Source organism: Gloeothece verrucosa PCC 7822 (genome assembly GCF_000147335.1).
GTDB lineage: Bacteria > Cyanobacteriota > Cyanobacteriia > Cyanobacteriales > Microcystaceae > Gloeothece > Gloeothece verrucosa.
The window spans coordinates 4,793,375-4,812,005 of record NC_014501.1 but is presented as its reverse complement, the minus strand read 5'-3'; the positions used below and the strand labels follow the sequence as shown (position 1 = coordinate 4,812,005).

The window sequence follows — 18,631 nt, the reverse complement described above, 5'->3', positions numbered from 1 at the left end:
AGAAAAATCAAAAAAGCTTCTAAGCAATTAAGACGCAAGCGTTGCCCTAACTGGAAGAAAAAGATTAAAGCCTCAAAAAGATGGCGCAAAGCCAAGAAAAAGGTCAGTAAACTCCAAACCAAAGTGGCTAATCAGAGAAGAGATTGGCAACATAAAATAGCTGCACGTGCGACCCGTTCTCCAGAGGTCAAAATCTGGAGGTTAGAATCAAGTATCCTAGAAAGATTCTTAATAACTGATTGGATGATGGGGGTTAAATTCCCTCCTATATGTGGCTATATGAAAGCATCCTAGGCGGGCATGAGACTGGTTATCAAGTGTCCGAAGCCCTAGGAAATACACCCAAGCTCCAAAGCCCTAAGCGAGTGTAAGTGTTAGCAAAGTTACCCAAGACCAAGAACATGAATCCTATTAAAATCTCGTGAATTTTAAGCTGCGAAACAGGGCTGATTAGCAGCAGACAAATAGTCAGCAATTGGAAGGTTATGAATGTGTGCGGGTTCATAACGCCACCAAACGAAACCAATTCGGGATATTTAGGAGGTCTAAAGGTAACGTGAAATCACCAATCGGAACGGGGAAAGCCTCATAAGATTCTTAAAGGCAGGTCGAGCCAATAAGTAGTAACCAGCGCAAGTCTTATGAGGCAAGGATGTTAACCGAAGCAAACGTCTTAACGTAACGTTAAGGATAAGCCCAAAGTTAACCGATTACTCGAAAGGTATAGTCTTAAGTAGCAGACGAATAAAGCATGAACAAGGAACAAACCGAGTATAGCGACTGGCAGTCTATCAACTGGAAACAGATTGAGAAAACTGTCTGGAAGCTGCAAAAGAGAATATACCGAGCCAAAGTAGAGGGAAACCAAAAGCTAGTCAAGAAACTGCAACGGTTGTTAGTTAATAGTCGTAGTGCCAAAGCCCTAGCAATCAGAAAGGTAACACAAGATAACAGAGGGAAGCGAACAGCAGGAATAGACGGCAAAAAAGCCCTAAAACCCAAAGAACGCTTTACACTACTTAGTGAACTTAAAATCTCCGGGAAATCTAAACCATTAAGAAGGATATACATCCCAAAACCCAACGGAGAAAAACGCCCTCTGTCAATACCAACCATTAAAGATAGAGCAACACAAATGCTCGTCACACTGGCTTTAGAGCCAGAATGGGAGGCAGTCTTTGAACCAAATTCCTACGGATTCCGAAAAGGTCGGTCATGTCACGACGCAATATCAGCTATCTTTAATCAAATAAGATTTAAAAACAAATGGGTTTTAGATGCTGATATAGCCAAATGTTTTGACAAAATAAACCACAATTACCTATTAGAAAAACTAGGAGACACACTAATAGGTTTCAAACGTCAAATCAGGGCATGGTTAAAATCGGGATATAGGGAAGGAAAAGAACTATTTCCAAGTACCGAAGGAACGCCACAAGGAGGCGTAATCAGTCCTCTATTGGCTAATATAACATTACATGGAATAGAAAACTACTTAAACGAATGGGTCAAAACCTGGAAAGGAAGTAAAGGTAGAGGAAAAAGAGACAATCTTAGGTCATTCGCCTTTATCAGATACGCAGATGATTTTGTCTGCATCCACGAGTCAAAAGAGGTTATAGAAAAAGCTAAAGAATTAATTAGCCAATACCTCAAACCAATCGGACTCGAACTCAAACCCGAAAAAACCCAAGTAGTACACACGCTAGAAGGCTTTGATTTCTTAGGATGCAACATCAGACATTACCCAAAAGGCAAACACCATTGTGGAAAACACAACAACAAGCTAATAGGGTTCAAAACACTTATCAAACCGTCTGATAAAGCAATCAAAAGGCACTACGACACAATAGCCAACCAAATCCGAGAAAATAAAAGTATAAGTCAAGAAGGACTTATAGGATTATTAAACCCAATTATCAGAGGATGGTGTAACTACTACCAACCCTATGTTAGTAAAAAAATCTTTAGCCACTTCAACGACCTAATATACCGAATACTAAAAAGATGGATGTTAAGGAGGCATCCTAACAAAAGTTTAAAGTGGATAAAAGAAAAATACTACAAAAAGGTTGAACTAAGAAACTGGGTATTCAAATCCGCCAAAGGACACGAACTAATCCAGCATAACCACACCAAAATTAGAAGACACATCAAAGTACAAGATGTAAAATCACCTTACGACGGAGATGTGGTCTATTGGGGAGAAAGGCTATCCAAATCATTAGAACTAACAACACGAGAACAAAAACTACTCAAAAAACAAAAGGGCGATTGTCCTATCTGTGGAGAAAAATTCAAAGCAGGGGATTTATGGGAGGTTGACCACATCATCCCAAAAAGCCTCGGTGGGAAAGACCGTTATGAAAATTTACAACTCATACACGCCCACTGTCACGACAAAAAGACTAGAACCGATGGAAGCCTAAAAACGAGGTATTCATGACAAGAATCGAGTAGTTGAGGAGCCGTATGAGGGGAAACCTTCAAGTACGGTTTTGAAGACGAGCCGAGGCGGTAACAAATCGGCTTAGTTTAACAGATAGTAAGCGATAATAGCATGGTAGCTACGGAAAAACTGAACTTAAAAGGGATGACTCGTAAAGCGAAGACGGGTAAAATAAAGCGACAAAAAACGGGGATGAATCGTAATTTGTTAGATGTAGGAATTGGGAATCTAATCTCTCTCATCAAATATAAATTAGATGAAGCTGACGGTCTTTTTGTCTATGTTCCCTTGTCGATTGCTCCTTCACAAACTTGCCCAAAATGTGGCAACAAAAAGAAAAAAGAGTTATCCGAGCGAGTGCATAATTGTGAATGTGGGCTAGTCGGTGACCGCGATGTGGCAGCAGCCCGTGTGATGCTCAATTATGCCCGCAAGGGGCTAGGAACTAGCCTCTCAAACGCCGATGCTGAGTCACTACCTAAAACCCCGCAGCATTGCGGAGGATTTAGGCAAATTCAGCAGAAGAAGCGTCAGAAACCCCGCCAATCGCGACAGCGAAAATCGAGGGTAGTTCATATATCCATCAGCTTACGAGGTGAGGTCATAAGTTGCTGAGTATTGTTCGTCGGTTGGGATAATAGCGAAAAGAAGAGTTTATCCAGAGAGATAGGCTTGACAAACATTCCATTTAAAGCCAAATAGAAATACAGTCCTAAAGTAATTGTGGCGGCTCCGAAAAATCGTTGAAACATTTGTTTTTCCCTCCCGAGACATTTCTGTATCGTTTGCGACTTTCTTTTTGATATAAGTTTCTTCATCAGTCTTATTGAAGATTCCGCAAACGCCGCTTAATTTTTTTCCCTACCCCCCACACCCCGTCAACTGCCTCCCCGATTTTGTATCCTAATGAACATTTTTTCCTTCTATGCCGAAAGGTCCATTGACTTTTTTCATCCATTGACGAGTGCCAAAAAATTGACAGGAATAAGCCGCCACTTCCGAAGCTTTTAAGAGGGCATTGGGAAAATTTTCTGATAGAATATAATGGCAAAATGCCCCATGAAAAATATCTCCTGCCCCAAGAGTATCTACAGCTTTAATACTAGGAACTAAAATTTCCTTAACTTGATTTTCAGAGCCATAAATAATCGGTTTTTCTCCTTGAGTAATGGCGATAAAAGGAATAGTAAAATCTTGTAAAAATTTTAAAATTTTCTCGACAGGTTGACAATCTGGGGGATAAAAATTAGCTGAACAAATGGCATAATCAACATAAGGTAAAACCTTTTCTAGACCGGTTTTCCAACTTCCACAATCAATAACTACAGGGATATGGCGGCTTTTAGCTTGTTGGGCGATAACTTCACTAATTGGCATCTGATGTCCATCAATTAAAACAATATCAACCCCTTCTAAAATATTCTCCGGTACTTGTTCGGGAGAAACTTGTATTTTACTGGCATTAATGGCAACCACTGCTCGATCGGCGCTCTTTTGGGTGACAATAATAGAAGAAACTGAGGGACTTTCTTGGTAGTTGGGATATAAATCTATTAACGTGAGGTTTTTTAAATCAGCGCGAATCAGTTCACTAATAGGATGTTGTCCCATCACACTGAGTAAAATGCTTTCATTGCCTAAATAATTGAACGTGACAGCCGCATTAGTAGCCGGACCCCCCGCCGCTATGGTTTGATCGAGAGCAACGATTTTTTGATTGGGAGATGGGATACTAGAAGTAAGGTAAATACAATCTAGGGTGGATAAACCGATAAAGAGTCCTTTCATGGCAAAAGTCCACAAAATGTAGCAGATGAACACAGATCAGTTGAAACGGGGATGTCTTTATGTTGTAGGAACGCCGATCGGAAATTTGGAAGATATGACATTTCGCGCGGTGAGAATTTTACAGCAGGTAGATGCGATCGCCGCCGAGGATACTCGTCATACGGGTAAGTTATTACAACATTTTCAAGTTACCACGCCTCAGATTAGTTATCACGACCATAACCGTTTTTCTCGCCAACAAGTCTTAATTGATCGCTTAATAGCCGGAGATACTATTGCTTTAGTGACGGATGCGGGAATGCCGGGTATTAGTGATCCGGGTTATGAGTTGGTAAAAGCGGCGCTTGAGGAGGGGATCTTGGTGATTCCTATTCCTGGGGTGACAGCAGGGGTAACGGCGTTGGCGGTTTCGGGTTTACCGACTGATAGATTTGTCTTTGAGGGGTTTTTACCCACTAAAGGTAAAGAAAGACGTGAGCGCCTGAACTGTCTCAAGGATGAAACTCGTACTCTCATTTTTTATGAAGCTCCCCACCGCTTACCCCAAACGTTACAAGATTTAGCCGAGGTTTTAGGAGAGTCTAGATTAATCGTTTTAGCGAGGGAATTGACGAAACTGCATGAGGAGGTTTGGCGCGGCACTTTAGCCGATGCGATCGCTTTCTATCAACAGCATTCTCCTAAAGGCGAATTTACTTTGGTGCTAGAGGGCGCAACATTAGCCGAAAAAGAGAGCTTATCAGAAGCCGAATTAAAGGCCGAATTACAACAACTTCTAAGCCAGGGAATGACGCGATCACAAGCAAGCCGCCATTTAGCACAATTAACCTCTCTTCCTCGTCGTCAGATTTATCAATTAGCTTTAGACATCGAAGATTAATCAAAGTAATAGCGGATTTGAGGTCAGGTTTTCTAAGAAACGGTAGAAATAGCCGTTACAATCGTCCAGCCATCAATTAACAACAGAAATAGGGTAAATAACAACAAAATTAAATACATCCAAGGCTGAGCAAGAGGACGAATATCTTTTGTATCAATCCCCGTTTTTTCCTCCACAAACTTGACTAAACGAGCAAAACCTACCACCCGCATCGGCAATAAATAAGCCCGCTCTCCTGAATGAGTAATAAAATAATAAACCAGTCCCCCTTGTCCCGTCGTTCTTAACTTTAAATCCTTAATTTCTGCCCAAGATAAAGACCATCCCTGACGAAAAAATTGGGGAACCCAACGCGGATAAGTGACCTCTATTTTCTCGTCATCTACTATTACCCTTTCACTCAGTACCCCATACAAAACTACTAACCCGATCACCAGTCCTCCCCATAACAGATTAGGCGAAACCGGCGCAGATGTTGCCCTAGCTAAAAAAGGTAGAGGAAGGGTTAGTGCAACATATAAACTCAACAAAGTTATCCGAATTAAAGGAGAAAGACGAAAAATCATACTAAAGGAAGTTTTATTCTCTCTCTCTGAATTATTGACTTTTTTATCTTTCTTGGGGTCTAAATTTACATTATTTGACATATTTTACCTCTTATGTATGTTATACCAAAAATAGATTTAATAAATTGTGATAACGGAGGGATATTTTATGTTTTTACAACACAAAGGAACTAACGAACTTGTAGAAATTCTCGATATGGCAACTCTTTATGATCCCTGTCAAAAAAGAGTCATGGGAAGGTCTCATGCCGGCGAAGAAATGCAAGAACCAGAATCCTACTTAAAATTTGAGATGGCTTTTCCTTCTGGTGAATCTCTTCCCCTGTGCTGGATCGATCCCGATTATCGAGTTAGAGAGAAATCAGGAAAAGAATTAACTTATAAAGGTTAGAATTTCTACCTATTGGGTGGGTTTTTCCCGCCCTGATCATTAATATTCTGATTTCCAGACAAGATCCTCTCCTTGGCCCCAAAAACCGTTATATTTTTTCACTTGAATATCCCCGGTCACTCGAATTTGACAGGCCAAACGGCGCTTTTTTGTAGGAGAATGAGGAGGAAGAGATAATCTGGCCTTCTCTTTCCAATTAGGGTCCGTCACTGCTCCTTCTATTTCTACCGCACAAGTGCCGCAACTGCCCAAGCCAAGACAGTTGATCACTTTGGCCTTTCCGTTATACAGAGCAACACCATGTTTTAACAACACTTGACGCAAATTCGCGCCGCTTTCACAGGTGATTGTTTGACCTTGAACTGATATTGTAGGCATTAGGGTTTATTTGACGACATCCTTTTTGTTCTTTATATAAGTTTACAATTATTGACGAATTTCATGGAAACTGCTAGAAAAATTTGGCTCTACGATACCACCCTCAGAGATGGCGCGCAACGAGAAGGACTTTCTCTGTCTCTAGAAGATAAAGTGAAAATAGCTCATCAGCTTGATAAAATGGGCATTCCTTTTATTGAGGGAGGATGGCCAGGTGCTAATCCTAGAGATGTCCAATTTTTCTGGAAAATGCAAGAAGAACCCCTGCAACAAGCAGAATTAGTGGCTTTTTGTTCCACCCGTCGCCCCGGTCAAATAGCGGCCGAAGATCAACTGTTACAAGCCATTTTAGCAGCCGGGACTCGTTGGGTAACCATCTTCGGAAAATCTTGGGACCTACACGTCACAGAAGGGCTAAAAACCCGCCTCGAGGAAAATCTAGCCATGATTCAAGATACCATTGAGTATCTACGCTCTCAGGGCAGACGGGTAATTTATGACGCAGAACACTGGTTTGATGGCTATAAGCATAACCCTCAGTATGCGATCTTAACCCTCAAAGCCGCTCTCAAGGCAGGGGCAGAATGGTTAGTTTTTTGTGATACCAATGGGGGAACGTTGCCCCATGAAATAGCTCAAATTGTGGGGGAAGTGGTAAACGCCCTCAAGATTAACCCTCAAGATGCTAACTCGCCTAAATTAGGCATTCACACCCATAATGATGCGGGTACAGCCGTAGCGAATGCTTTAGCCGCCGTCAGAGAAGGCGTAGAAATGGTGCAGGGAACTATCAACGGTTATGGGGAAAGATGCGGCAATGCGAATCTCTGTACAGTGGCCCCCAATTTACAATTAAAAATGGGCTATCATTGCTTAGAAAATGAGCAACTGAGTCAGTTAACCAACACCAGCCGCTTAATTAGTGAAATCGCCAATCTTGCACCGGATGACCATGCGCCTTTTGTGGGACGTTCAGCATTTGCTCATAAAGGAGGAATTCACGTCTCAGCCGTGGCCAAAAATCCCCTCACCTATGAACATATTACCCCCGAAACCATCGGCAATCAACGGAGAATAGTAGTTTCTGATCAATCAGGATTAAGTAATATTTTAGCCAAAGCGAAAAATTTTGGCATTGATTTAAATAAAGATGACCCCACCTGCCGCCAAATTTTAGAAAGATTGAAAGACTTAGAACATGAAGGCTATCAATTTGAAGCGGCAGAAGCCAGTTTTGAATTATTGATGCGAGAAGCTTTAGGACAACGAGAAGAATTATTTCAACTCAAAGGATTTCAAGTACATTGTGATATGTTACAGGGGATTGAAATGCCCTATAGTAACGCTCTAGCCACCATTAAAGTAACCGTCAATGGGCAAGATATGTTAGAAGTGGCAGAAGGAAATGGCCCCGTATCCGCATTAGACAAAGCCCTGCGAAAAGCCTTAATGAATTTTTATCCAGAAATAGCCGATTTTCATCTGGCAGATTATAAGGTTCGGATTTTAGATAGCGGTGCCGGCACTTCCGCTAAAACTCGCGTATTAGTTGAGTCGAGAAATAGCAAAGAACGCTGGACAACCGTAGGAGTATCTTCCAATATTTTAGAAGCTTCCTATCAGGCAGTAGTAGAAGGAATTGAATACGGCTTATTATTGCTAAAGTCATCCGTTAAGACGGCGGTAACGGTTTCGAGTTGAAGGTTTAACGCTCCTTTATTTTAAAATTTACTCAAGTTGAATACTCATCAATCACTATGAACATTAAATTTTTCAACGTTGAACATGGATTTTGTGCCACAGTTGACATGGATGACAGCCATACAATTTTAATTGACTGCGGCTATAATTTCAGTAAAGGTTTTAGTCCGGGAATGTATCTGGTTAAAACCCATCATACTAAAGTAGATTGTTTGATTTTACCCGCCTATAGTCAGCATCATTTAGAGGGGTTTTCTGACTTACTCACCCAGTTTATCGATCATTTCTTTACCCCAAAATTAATTGTCGCTAATCCCTCGATTACCTCTGAAGAGTTAGCTACCACGACTTTAAATGACCTGGGAATTGCCAATGTTCTCAAAGTATTCGCTAAAGAAAAACAAGGAAAAACAGCCTTTCAACATACCCTGAATTTTGATGACCTTCATTTAACTTTCTTTTGGAATAATGCTACAGAAACCGAAGATTTAGATGATCTAAGTTTAGTCACTTTTCTCTCTTACCAAGATGTAAAAATTATTTTTCCCAGTGATTTAACCGTGAGCGGATGGCGGCGGCTTTTAGAATATCCTGAGTTTGTCAATCAATTAAAACAAGTGAATTTCTTTGTCGCTTCTACTCACGGAGAAGCTAAAGGTTATTGTCCTGAAGTTTTTAACTATTGTCACCCACAATTAATTATTATTTCTACCAATGTAGATCACCCCATTTCTGAAGATACCTTAAAACGTTATGCCAGTCATGCTCGAGGAATAGAAGTTGGACAAGCAAATCGACAATTACTCACCACTCAACAAGATGGAAGAATTAACATTTCTCGTTATTTAGATCGACGCATACAGATTACTACAGAGCCGCTTTATAGTAGTAAACTTTCTCGATAAATCTGAGTAGGGACGTAAGAGCAACGTCTCTACTTTTAACCTTCTGCCGTTGGCTCACTGCTATCCTTGAATAATGTTAAGTCATGATGTATAATGTCTCAAGTTTTTTATTTCTTGAGCTAGATGAAATAACCAACACTTCTAGAGGATGATTCTTTAAGGAATCTTAACCTGAATAGACTCAAATTTTTGAGAAAAACAATAGGATAAGCCGGAAAGGTTAGGGAAGTCAAATTTCCAGCTTATTCTATATAATTAAAGTTACATTACTTAAAGTTTATACCATTAATAGTAAATTTTTAGTTAAGTTTAACACTTTTTTAGTTGAGGGGCCAACAACCCGAAAAATTGGGCAAATTTACCCTCAATTTGAGCAAAAATATTGACTAATAAACCCATTATCTGATCCCTCTCTGTAACTGTTGTTGTAACGGCTCATCTCGGTTAATCAATAAGCCTGAAAAATTCTCAGTCATGAGATGAGTAATTTTATCGCCTTCACTAGGAGCAAAGAAAACCCAACGACTATTGAGGGAAAGCCTATCTAGGGTTGAGGCATTTTGAGTCAACCAAACTAACGATACATTGGGAAGAGAATCTGTCAATTTTTCTTCCTCAGATTCTACCGTTGCTAAAGTTTCTAACACTAGCCGATTCCCATGAATCACGCCTGAACCAGCCGTCCAGAATTTAACATTCATTTGAGCGCGACTAGCATAAAAATATAAAGAGGCTGCGGCAATAACTGCTGATTCAAAAACCTCTTTATGCCAACTCGAAGCACTATCTAAGCAAATAATTAAATCTTGTCCCCCTGTAATCATTTCTAACTCGCGGACTTTAAACTCTCCCAAACGAGCGCTAGTACGCCAATGAATTAAACGCATCGGATCACCATAACGATAGGGGCGCAAAGTCCGAGTTACCCCTTCTGTAGCAGTCACATAGCGGTGATCGCTTTGAAGTTTAATACTTTCATCCTGTCCAATGGTATCGATGATAGGACATCGAAGTAATGGTAAAACTTGAGGATAAACTATCGCTTTAGCCGCCACTTCCAAAGAGCGACGATACCAACATAACCCCAAAGGAGTCGCTGTTCTTAAATTAACCTCATTCCATCGATAAACCCCTCGAACCGCAGTAGGGGCATAATAAACCCATTGATAGGTACTTCCAGGAGCAATGACTTCTATAGCGGTTTGCTGTTTTTGAGCTAAAACAAAGGGTAAAACCTCTTGAACTTGGAGTAGGGTACTGGCTTTAGCGGAAGGGTTGTCAATATCTAGTTTAATCGTTAAATCTTCTCCAGCACTAACCGGTTCAATGGGAGAACGACGAACCTGTAAACGGCCAAGAGCCGCCCTAGCCATCACAGTATTAATTCCCAACAGAGCCATAATTAAGCCGCATAGAACATATAACCATCCCGCCATTGTATTCGTTGCTGCCCCAAAAAAACAAAGCGCAAGAGCAATTAATAACCAGCCGCTATAGGCAGGGGTTACCCAGTGGGTTTCTAGCCAGTCAGCAAATCGGAGAGTAAATTTCATAGTATAAAGAAAAAATTTAAGATAACTGATAGAGCCATTTTTGGCTTATTGATAACTCAAAACGTTAAAAGTCCTCAATGATTCATCGTCCTGGTTGGTCACTCGAACAAAGAGACCCTAAAGTTATTGAATCCTTTCTCCCTTATTGGGATTGGTTCTACCACTACTATTTTCGCGTTAAAACCGATGGTTGGCAGTATATACCCGATGGAAAAGTTCTATTAGTAGGTTCTCATAATGGAGGATTAGCCGCTCCGGATATGTTTATGATGATTGATGATTGGTTTCGTCGCTTCGGAACAGAGCGCTTAGTATATGGGTTAATGCACCCCAAAGTCTGGCTAGTGAGTCCCCCAACCGGTAGAGCTATGGAAAAATTAGGGGCCATCGCGGCTCATCCCAAAATGGCGATGGCGGCCTTTGAGCGGGGAGCTAGTGTTTTAGTTTATCCAGGGGGGCCACAAGATGTTTTTCGTCCTCACTGGGAACGCAATAAAATTAATTTTGCCGAACGTAGAGGCTTTATTAAACTTGCTTTACGGGAAGAAGTGCCCATTATTCCCTTAATTTCCTACGGCGCTCATGATACGTTATTTGTGCTAGGAGATTGTTATGAACAAGCAAAACAATTACATGAATGGGGAATACCTTGGTTATTTAATCTAGACCCTGAAGTATTTCCGATTTATTTAGGGTTACCTTGGGGGTTAGGCATCGGCCCGCTACCGAATCTTCCTTTACCGGTGCCCATTTATACTCGGGTTTGTCCTCCGATTGTTTTTGAAAAGTATGGACAAAAAGCCTCTCGAAACCGTGCTTATGTTGAGGCTTGTTATCATCAAGTGGTTGAGCAAATGCAACAGCAGTTAGATGAATTAGTTAAGGCAATAGAAACCCAGACTGTTTCTTAAACTGCTTCATCGACAATTAACCCTCCGTGAAGCAACGCCTTAGATAAATCTAAAATACTCATCATTTTTTCCCCATAAGAAGTTATCCCAATTAAATACTCATCATTAACCGAATGAGTCACGGTTGGGACTTCTACCACTTCTTTAGGGTCTAAAAGTACCACGTCTCGCACTCCTTGCACCAAAATAGCCGCGACAATTCCTTCTACCTCAATCACCATTGCTTTTGAATTCGCATTGATGCCGCTCATGGGCAGATTGAGTAATCCTCGCAAATCTACCACAGTCAGTATTTCACCTCTAAGATTCATATTGCCCAGAATATGCGGCGGCGTACAAGCAATAGGAGTTAATTTACTAACTTTGATAAATTCCCTCACTAATTTTAAGTCAACCCCAAAAAATTCTTCTCCTAACATCACCACAGCTAAAGGTTTAGCGCCGCTTATTTCTTTGCGTTGAATAAACTCTTGAAGTTCTGCGGCTCTTTTGCGTAATATTTCCCGTTCTTTAGCAGTGGCATGAGCAAAAAAGATAGAGGGTTTAATGATGGGTTGCTCAGTTTCTTCTGTTTCGGGAGCTTCTTCTGAGAAAATATTTTGCTGTTCTACATAGCGTAATAGCCGCTCTAAATCTAGAATTATTGATAAATCTTTACCTGTGCGAGCAATGCCGGTGATAAATTTCTCTTGTTGTACGGGAATGATGCTTTGGTCGTGGGATAATTCTGTGGTAATTTCAGAGGGGAATATTTTTTTGATTTCGTGGACTTGATTGGTAATAATTCCTACTCGTAATTCTTTCCAGGTTAAGAGGATAATACTATCTGTTAGCTGGTAGTCGGTTGCTTGATAACCAAAACGAAGATTAAGGTCCATAATGGGGACAATTTTGCCCCGGTAATTAATGATTCCGACGATATCCGCAGGCGCTTCAGGAATGGGTGTTACTTCCGGCAGATAAAAAATTTCTTCTACTGCTAAGGCGTTTACTCCATAGCAGAGGTTATTTAATGTAAAGGTTAAATAGTAATTATTTTGCATGATTTTCTCCTGTATAATTTTTTAAAATGAAAGTCCCCAGATAAACACAGATAAGATTTGTCTGTTACTCTAATTGGGTTAAAAGCTCTTGTACAGTAATATTACCCAATTCGGGTACTTGGGTGTCATTGGGAAGTTTTTTGAGAATAGTTAGAGCGGTTTGCTGCATTTTCTCGCTTCGTTTTTGATCGCCTTCTTGCTGATATAAGTTAGCTAGATTGAGATAAGCTGAAACCGAACAGGGTTCTAGATAAATAATTTTTTTAAGTAGAGTTTTGGCTTCTTCTAAGTCTCCTTTTTCTTCGGAGATTTGGACTAATAAGTGATAAGGCGCAACGGAAAAAGAGTCGATTTCTATGGCTTTTTTACAGGCTTGTATAGCCGCTTCATGTTTGCCTAAGTTTGCCTGAATTTTTGCCAATAAATAATGTCCCGAAAATGAGCGAGGAGAAATCGATAAAAACTCTTCAATTTTTTTGTTGGCTAAATAATAAGATTTAGCAGCAATTAAACTTTCAGCTTCTTGAAGAAGCTCCTCGTCTTTGAGACTAGACTTAAGGGGGGTTGGTGGAATTGAAGGCTGGGGCTTAGATTCAAGATTTTGGACAATTTTATCTAGCGGTTTTGTGGCTTTTGGTAAAGCCGTTATTTCCGAGAATTGAGGGGGACGAATAACGGTATTATTCAACTGAGTTGACAATTTTTCTAAAGCCGTTTTTTGAGGGGGAGCCGGATGAGAAACTGAGGACTGACTGACCCATTTTTCTCGCTTCTGATAAATGACTGATTCGGGGAAAAGATGAACCTGAAACCCTCTTACCTGTTCGGGACTGAGTTCCGCGTGTCCGGTGAGTAAATACCCTCCTATTTGCAAAGTATTATAAAATTTTTCTATGACGTTAACGATAGCCGAATAAGTGAAATAAATAAAAACATTTCGGCAAATAATTAAATCCATATCCCTTAAATCTGTATCCATTTGAGGAAAAATATCTTTAGCTAAATTTATTCTTTCAAATTTAACTAGGCTTTTGATGGACTGATTTAATTCATATTGCTCATTAGTGAAATTAAAATATTTTTCTTTTATTTCCTCATCTACTTGTCGAAATGACCAAGCATTATAAACGCCTTTTCGAGCTTGAGTGATGGCATCCTGATTGATATCAATTCCTAAAATTTTGATGTGCCAACCGGCAAAATCAGGAATCATTTGCCGCAAAAGAATCGCTAAAGAATAAGGCTCTTGTCCGGTGGAACATCCAGCGCTTAAAATCCGTAGATGTTGACTTTTTTGTTTACGCTGAATGAGTTCGGGTAAAATTTTATTTCGTAATAGTATAAATTGTCCTTTGTCTCTAAAAAAATAACTTTCCTTATTGGTCATTAAGCAGACAAATTGCTGCCATTCTTGATCACTATTGTGATTGGGAGTTGCCAACAAATAATAATAGGCTTGAGGAGAGTCTAATTTCAGAGTTTTCAGGCGAGAGTAAATATTTTCACTCAAGCCTGCATAGTTTTGCTCTCTAATTTCTATGCCGGTTTGTTTGGCAATTAAGTCAATAAATTCTTGTTTAAGTTCTGAACTGAGAAATTCTGAGGTAGTCATGAGTTATACTGAACACGTTTAACAAGCAAAGGGGCAATGTCTTGAACGGGTAAAATTTGATGTGCGGCTCTTAACTTAATTGCTTCTTGAGGCATACCAAAAACCACACAGGTAGATTCATCCTGAGCGATAGTAAAGCCGCCTTTTTGGACAATGCTTAATAAACCGGCAGCCCCATCACGCCCCATCCCCGATAAGAGAATTCCAATCACTCCGGCTCCGTAAACCCGAGCAACAGATTGAAATAACACGGTGACTGAAGGACAATGACCATCTACAGGCGGTGCCTTACAACAATAAAAGCGACCCTGTTTATCGATCTCCATTTGTTCTTTTTCTGGCGGCAGATAAATCTTACCCGCTTGAGGAATCTTACCGGTTTTAGCAATTTCTATCGGCAAAGCGCAATTATTTTGCAACCAGTCTGTAAATCCCTGTAAAAACCCTTCACTAATATGCTGTACGCAGAGAATAGGAACCGGAAAATTACTGGGTAAATGACTAAAAATTTCTTGTAGTGCTTGAGGACCTCCTGTGGAAGCGCCTATCACTACCAATTTAACTGTCGCCGCAGGAGGAGAAGCGGGAGGAGAAGGCAGAGAAGGAGTCGCAACAAGCGGGCGAGGGGGTCTTTCATTGGGGCCATCGCTCAAATAAGAAGGCTTGCGGCGTTTGGTAAACACTTTTACGCCGGCGAGTACCTTAATCTTATTGAGCAATTGATCCTTGACTTGTTCATAGTCTTCTAGTTGTCCACTACGGGGTTTAGGAAATACATCCACTGCCCCGGCTTGTAGAAGTTTAAAGACTTTTTGTCTGTCCTCATCTTGTACGGAAATACTAATAACCAAAATCGGACGAGGAAAGCGTTCCATCACTTCTTGGGTTAATTCTAAACCATCCATTTTCGGCATATGGAGGTCAGTACAGATAACATCAGGCTTGATTTTGGGAATAAGTTCTAATGCTTCTATACCTGTGCGGGCTGTACCTACTACCTCTACTAGCGGCGGCTCATTTAAGATACGCTTGAGGACAGTGAGGGCAACGGGTGAATCTTCTACTAAAAGAACTTTGATAGTCATAGATCACGGATCTGGGGTTAGTGGTCAGTAGTCAATTGTCAAGGGTCGATGGTTAAAGGTCCTAATGACTCATCACTAATGACTAATGACTAAATTCAAATAATGGCTTGTAAGTCTGTTGCAGTTTGCTTAAGTTGGTGGGTTCCGGTTTTAATTTGAGTGATGCCGGTTGCGCTTTGTTGTGCCCCTTGGTTAATGCTATCCATAGCCGCTAAGACTTGTTGTACTGCCCGACTTTGTTGTCTGATATTGAGGGCAATTTGTTGAGAATTCATGGCGACATTATTGACCGCTTCCACAACGCCGCCAAAAGCTTGAGCCGTTCTTTCAGTGACATTCATGCCTGCATTAACGGTTTTAGTGCCTTCATCAGTAACCATCACCGTTGTGTTGATGGCGTTTTGAATATCAGACACCAGAGAACTAATTTTGCCGGCAGATTGTTTACTTTGATCGGCTAATTTGCGGATTTCTTCGGCGACAATAGCAAAACCTTGGCCATTTTCTCCCGCGCGGACGGCTTCTACGGAAGCATTGAGGGCTAACATATTGGTTTGTTGCGCTAAATCACTGACTAATTCAGATATATTACCGATTAAATTGGTTTGTTCACTAAGGCGAACTGTTTGATCAGCAATAGCGGCGACTTTACCTCTGAGGTCTATCATAGAGGCAACGGTTTCTTCTACGGCTTGATTGCCTCGGCGGGCTAATTCTAGCACCTCTTGAGCGGATTTAGAGGCGGCTTCGGCTTGTTCTTCAGAAGTTCTCGAAGATGCCCCTAATTCATCCATAGTCGTGGTGGTTTCATTAACCGACGCGGCTTGTTGATTAGCGGTGCGTTCTTGTTGTTCCATCGTGGTCGCAATTTCAGCCGAAGAAGAGGAGATTTCATGGGCGCTTTTTCGCAGTTGTTGACTAATTCCCGAGGAAATGATCCAACCTGCCGCCCCGGAAACCCCTATGGCTAAAACCGTTCCCCCAATGGTCACCCATGAGGTGATCGCACTAGCGAATTCTTCTCGATTAGTATCTGTTTCGATCAGTTTTTTCTGTTTTTCAACTAAGTCCTGATAAGCTTCATCAAAAGATGATACTTTTAGTTCAGCTACCATCGCTTTCGCTTGAGGAACTTTCCCGGCTTGTATATTATCCAGAACTTCTTGACCTTGCTTTTCTATGTTCTCAGCGCCGTCAAGGATCGCTTGCCAATCCCCTTGGTAATCAGTATTGGTTAAAAGTTTATCGCTTTGTTTGGCGGCTGCTTGGTAAATTTCTAGTCCTTTTTGAAAATTTTCTCGATAATAAACATCTTGGGGAAATAGCACTTGACCGCGAATAGCCCGCACCATCTTACCGGTTCCAATCACTAATTGATCTAAGGCTTGAATACTGGCATTAGAGTTTTCTACCTCTTTATTTAATTGGTTACGGTAGTTCATTGCGCCTAAAGTTGTTCCGCCTAAAACCAGCAAAATCACTAAAGGAATTCCATAGCCGGCGAAGATTCTATTTTGCAGTTTATTCATGTCGAAAATACTCATGCTTTTACTCCGAAATAAATCAGGGTGACTATTTATTTTTTCTTTGTAAATTCATTCACTCCTCATGTTTTAAAACTGCTATTAATTGCTCAATACTTTACAGGATAAACAGGAACCATTAGGTAATATTTTTAAAATTTACTAACCTTTTATTTGGCTGTTATCAATAGAAAATTTTTGAAACAATTAAAATCATCACCGGCAGGGTTTTATCCTCGTTAGTTGGGTTTAAAAATCGGAAAAATTAGACGAATTAAAATGATCAATAAGCAGCAGCCAGGAATCACTAGGGAATTTTACATTTTGTTAGATCATCGACATTAATGATGTCTAGGTCGTTAATGAGTGATGATTCATGGCTAAATTTAAACAATTTCTTGCAATTCTATGGCAGTTTTGTTTAGTTGATGGGTTCCGGTTTTAATTTGAGTGATGCCGGTTGCGCTTTGTTGTGCCCCTTGGTTAATGCTATCCATAGCCGCTAAGACTTGTTGCACTGCCCGACTTTGTTGTCTGATATTGAGGGCAATTTGTTGAGAATTCATGGCGACATTATTAACCGCTTCCACAACGCCGCTAAAAGCTTGAGCCGTTCTTTCAGTGACATTCATGCCTGCATTAACGGTTTTAGTGCCTTCATCAGTAACCATCACCGTTGTGTTGATGGCGTTTTGAATATCAGACACCAGAGAACTAATTTTGCCGGCAGATTGTTTACTTTGATCGGCTAATTTGCGGATTTCTTCGGCGACAATAGCAAAACCTTGACCATGTTCTCCCGCACGCACAGCTTCTACTGAAGCATTAAGGGCTAACATATTGGTTTGTTGTGCTAAATCACTGACTAATTCAGATATATTACCGATTAAATTGGTTTGTTCACTGAGGCGAACTGTTTGATCAGCAATAGCGGCGACTTTACCTCTGAGGTCCATCATAGAGGCAACGGTTTCTGCTACGGCTTGATTGCCTCGGCGGGCTAATTCTAGCACTTCTTGAGCCGCTTTAGCAGCAGATTCAGCTTGTTCTTCAGAAGTTCTCGAAGATGCCCCTAATTCATCCATAGTCGTGGTGGTTTCATTAACCGAAGCGGCTTGTTGATTAGCGGTGCGTTCTTGTTCTTCCATCGTGGTGGCGATTTCCGAGGAAGCGGTGGTAATTTCATGAGCCGATTTTCGGATTTGCCCGGTGGCGGCTTTAGAAATCCAAATAGCTAAAATTAAAGTCCCTACCGCAGCAATGATAGTGCCTAAAATTAAACTGGTGGCCACAACCATTTCTGCTGTACCTTGTTTCTTTTCTATATCTCCGATGATTTCCTCTTGGCGATCGCGGATTTTATCATACAATTTTGCCAAATCAACCATTCTCAGGTCTTGAGTTTTATTGATGGCATCTTTGACTTTTCCTTGAGAGAATAAAGCCACGATATCATCACTCAACTTGGCAATATTTTCGGCTTCGTTATGAAAATTGCTCCAGTTTTCTTTTTGTTGAGGGTCTTTAATGTCGCTTTCTACCTCATCAATGATATCTTTAAAATTTTGTTGTCCTTCGTTATAAGCATCCCGATAAGTTGGATCAGCCGGAAACAAAGCTTGACCTCTGACATTGCGAACCATGCGGTTAAGGGCCAAATCCGTTTGTTGAACGCCAATTAACACTTTGTTGGTGCGTGCCACATCATTACTTAAACTTTTTAAATTGATGACACTGACTCCAGTAATGGTTCCTACTAGCACCATAATAGCAATGGGGACAGTATAGCCTAAGAAAATGCGATTTTGTAGTTTTTTGGTATCTAAAATACTCATAATTTTTGTCC

17 protein-coding genes are annotated in these 18,631 nt (G+C 40.7%); 7 read left to right on the top strand and 10 right to left on the bottom strand.

All coding sequences use genetic code 11. The features are described from left to right. Positions 1-751: 751 nt before the first annotated feature. Together ltrA and CYAN7822_RS21410 are read left to right on the top strand one after the other, a co-directional pair. The gene (gene ltrA, locus CYAN7822_RS21415; protein ID WP_013324342.1) at positions 752-2,446 is read left to right on the top strand and encodes a group II intron reverse transcriptase/maturase; all 1,695 of its coding nucleotides are present in this window, start codon (positions 752-754) and stop codon (positions 2,444-2,446) included. Between the two features lie 147 nt (positions 2,447-2,593). Beyond that, on the top strand, positions 2,594-3,064 hold the full coding sequence (locus CYAN7822_RS21410; RefSeq protein WP_245602613.1) for a transposase: 471 nt from the start codon (positions 2,594-2,596) through the stop codon (positions 3,062-3,064). On the opposite strand, the gene CYAN7822_RS37840 is transcribed toward CYAN7822_RS21410, so the two are convergent. After that, positions 3,022-3,201 carry a hypothetical protein gene (locus CYAN7822_RS37840; RefSeq protein WP_013324341.1) on the bottom strand — a complete coding sequence of 60 codons (180 nt, stop codon included), beginning with the start codon at positions 3,199-3,201 and terminating at the stop codon, positions 3,022-3,024. The genes CYAN7822_RS21410 and CYAN7822_RS37840 overlap by 43 nt on opposite strands. Positions 3,202-3,352: 151 nt before the next feature. After that, entirely contained in the window at positions 3,353-4,237 is an 885-nt protein-coding gene (locus tag CYAN7822_RS21405; RefSeq protein ID WP_013324340.1) for a sugar kinase, read from the bottom strand. A gap of 25 nt (positions 4,238-4,262) precedes the next feature. On the opposite strand from CYAN7822_RS21405, the gene rsmI reads away from it, so the two are divergent. Beyond that, positions 4,263-5,117, top strand: coding sequence for a 16S rRNA (cytidine(1402)-2'-O)-methyltransferase (gene rsmI / locus CYAN7822_RS21400; RefSeq protein ID WP_013324339.1), 855 nt, complete (start codon positions 4,263-4,265; stop codon positions 5,115-5,117). A gap of 32 nt (positions 5,118-5,149) precedes the next feature. On the opposite strand, the gene CYAN7822_RS21395 is transcribed toward rsmI, so the two are convergent. Beyond that, positions 5,150-5,683: a hypothetical protein gene (locus CYAN7822_RS21395; RefSeq protein WP_041933912.1), complete on the bottom strand. Its 534-nt coding sequence runs from the start codon at positions 5,681-5,683 to the stop codon at positions 5,150-5,152. A gap of 148 nt (positions 5,684-5,831) precedes the next feature. Here CYAN7822_RS21395 and CYAN7822_RS21390 point away from each other — a divergent pair, with 148 nt between their 5' ends. Next, positions 5,832-6,074, top strand: a complete 243-nt coding sequence (locus CYAN7822_RS21390; protein WP_013324337.1) for a hypothetical protein — start codon at positions 5,832-5,834, stop codon at positions 6,072-6,074. A 39-nt stretch (positions 6,075-6,113) separates the two neighbouring features. Here CYAN7822_RS21390 and CYAN7822_RS21385 read toward each other — a convergent pair whose 3' ends face one another. Next, positions 6,114-6,452: a 2Fe-2S iron-sulfur cluster-binding protein gene (locus CYAN7822_RS21385; protein WP_013324336.1), complete on the bottom strand. Its 339-nt coding sequence runs from the start codon at positions 6,450-6,452 to the stop codon at positions 6,114-6,116. A gap of 63 nt (positions 6,453-6,515) precedes the next feature. On the opposite strand from CYAN7822_RS21385, the gene cimA reads away from it, so the two are divergent. Both cimA and CYAN7822_RS21375 read left to right on the top strand, forming a co-directional pair. Next, on the top strand, positions 6,516-8,153 hold the full coding sequence (gene cimA, locus CYAN7822_RS21380; RefSeq protein WP_013324335.1) for a citramalate synthase: 1,638 nt from the start codon (positions 6,516-6,518) through the stop codon (positions 8,151-8,153). 56 nt (positions 8,154-8,209) lie between these two features. Continuing rightward, positions 8,210-9,058: a ComEC/Rec2 family competence protein gene (locus tag CYAN7822_RS21375; RefSeq protein ID WP_013324334.1), complete on the top strand. Its 849-nt coding sequence runs from the start codon at positions 8,210-8,212 to the stop codon at positions 9,056-9,058. A 398-nt stretch (positions 9,059-9,456) separates the two neighbouring features. Here the strand turns inward: CYAN7822_RS21375 and CYAN7822_RS21370 are convergent, their stop codons facing one another. Next, the gene (locus CYAN7822_RS21370; protein WP_013324333.1) at positions 9,457-10,611 is read right to left on the bottom strand and encodes a DUF58 domain-containing protein; all 1,155 of its coding nucleotides are present in this window, start codon (positions 10,609-10,611) and stop codon (positions 9,457-9,459) included. A 77-nt stretch (positions 10,612-10,688) separates the two neighbouring features. On the opposite strand from CYAN7822_RS21370, the gene CYAN7822_RS21365 reads away from it, so the two are divergent. Next, positions 10,689-11,522 carry a lysophospholipid acyltransferase family protein gene (locus CYAN7822_RS21365; protein WP_013324332.1) on the top strand — a complete coding sequence of 278 codons (834 nt, stop codon included), beginning with the start codon at positions 10,689-10,691 and terminating at the stop codon, positions 11,520-11,522. Here CYAN7822_RS21365 and CYAN7822_RS21360 read toward each other — a convergent pair. The 5 genes from CYAN7822_RS21360 to CYAN7822_RS21340 form a co-directional block, all read right to left on the bottom strand. Next, entirely contained in the window at positions 11,519-12,565 is a 1,047-nt protein-coding gene (locus CYAN7822_RS21360; RefSeq protein WP_013324331.1) for a chemotaxis protein CheW, read from the bottom strand. The genes CYAN7822_RS21365 and CYAN7822_RS21360 overlap by 4 nt on opposite strands. Positions 12,566-12,629: 64 nt before the next feature. After that, positions 12,630-14,177, bottom strand: coding sequence for a CheR family methyltransferase (locus tag CYAN7822_RS37835; protein WP_013324330.1), 1,548 nt, complete (start codon positions 14,175-14,177; stop codon positions 12,630-12,632). After that, the gene (gene cheB / locus CYAN7822_RS21350; RefSeq protein WP_013324329.1) at positions 14,174-15,262 is read right to left on the bottom strand and encodes a chemotaxis-specific protein-glutamate methyltransferase CheB; all 1,089 of its coding nucleotides are present in this window, start codon (positions 15,260-15,262) and stop codon (positions 14,174-14,176) included. The genes CYAN7822_RS37835 and cheB overlap by 4 nt, the downstream gene beginning before the upstream one ends. A gap of 95 nt (positions 15,263-15,357) precedes the next feature. After that, on the bottom strand, positions 15,358-16,806 hold the full coding sequence (locus tag CYAN7822_RS21345; protein ID WP_013324328.1) for a methyl-accepting chemotaxis protein: 1,449 nt from the start codon (positions 16,804-16,806) through the stop codon (positions 15,358-15,360). A gap of 365 nt (positions 16,807-17,171) precedes the next feature. Next, positions 17,172-18,620, bottom strand: a complete 1,449-nt coding sequence (locus CYAN7822_RS21340) for a methyl-accepting chemotaxis protein (RefSeq protein WP_013324327.1) — start codon at positions 18,618-18,620, stop codon at positions 17,172-17,174. Positions 18,621-18,631: the final 11 nt, after the last annotated feature.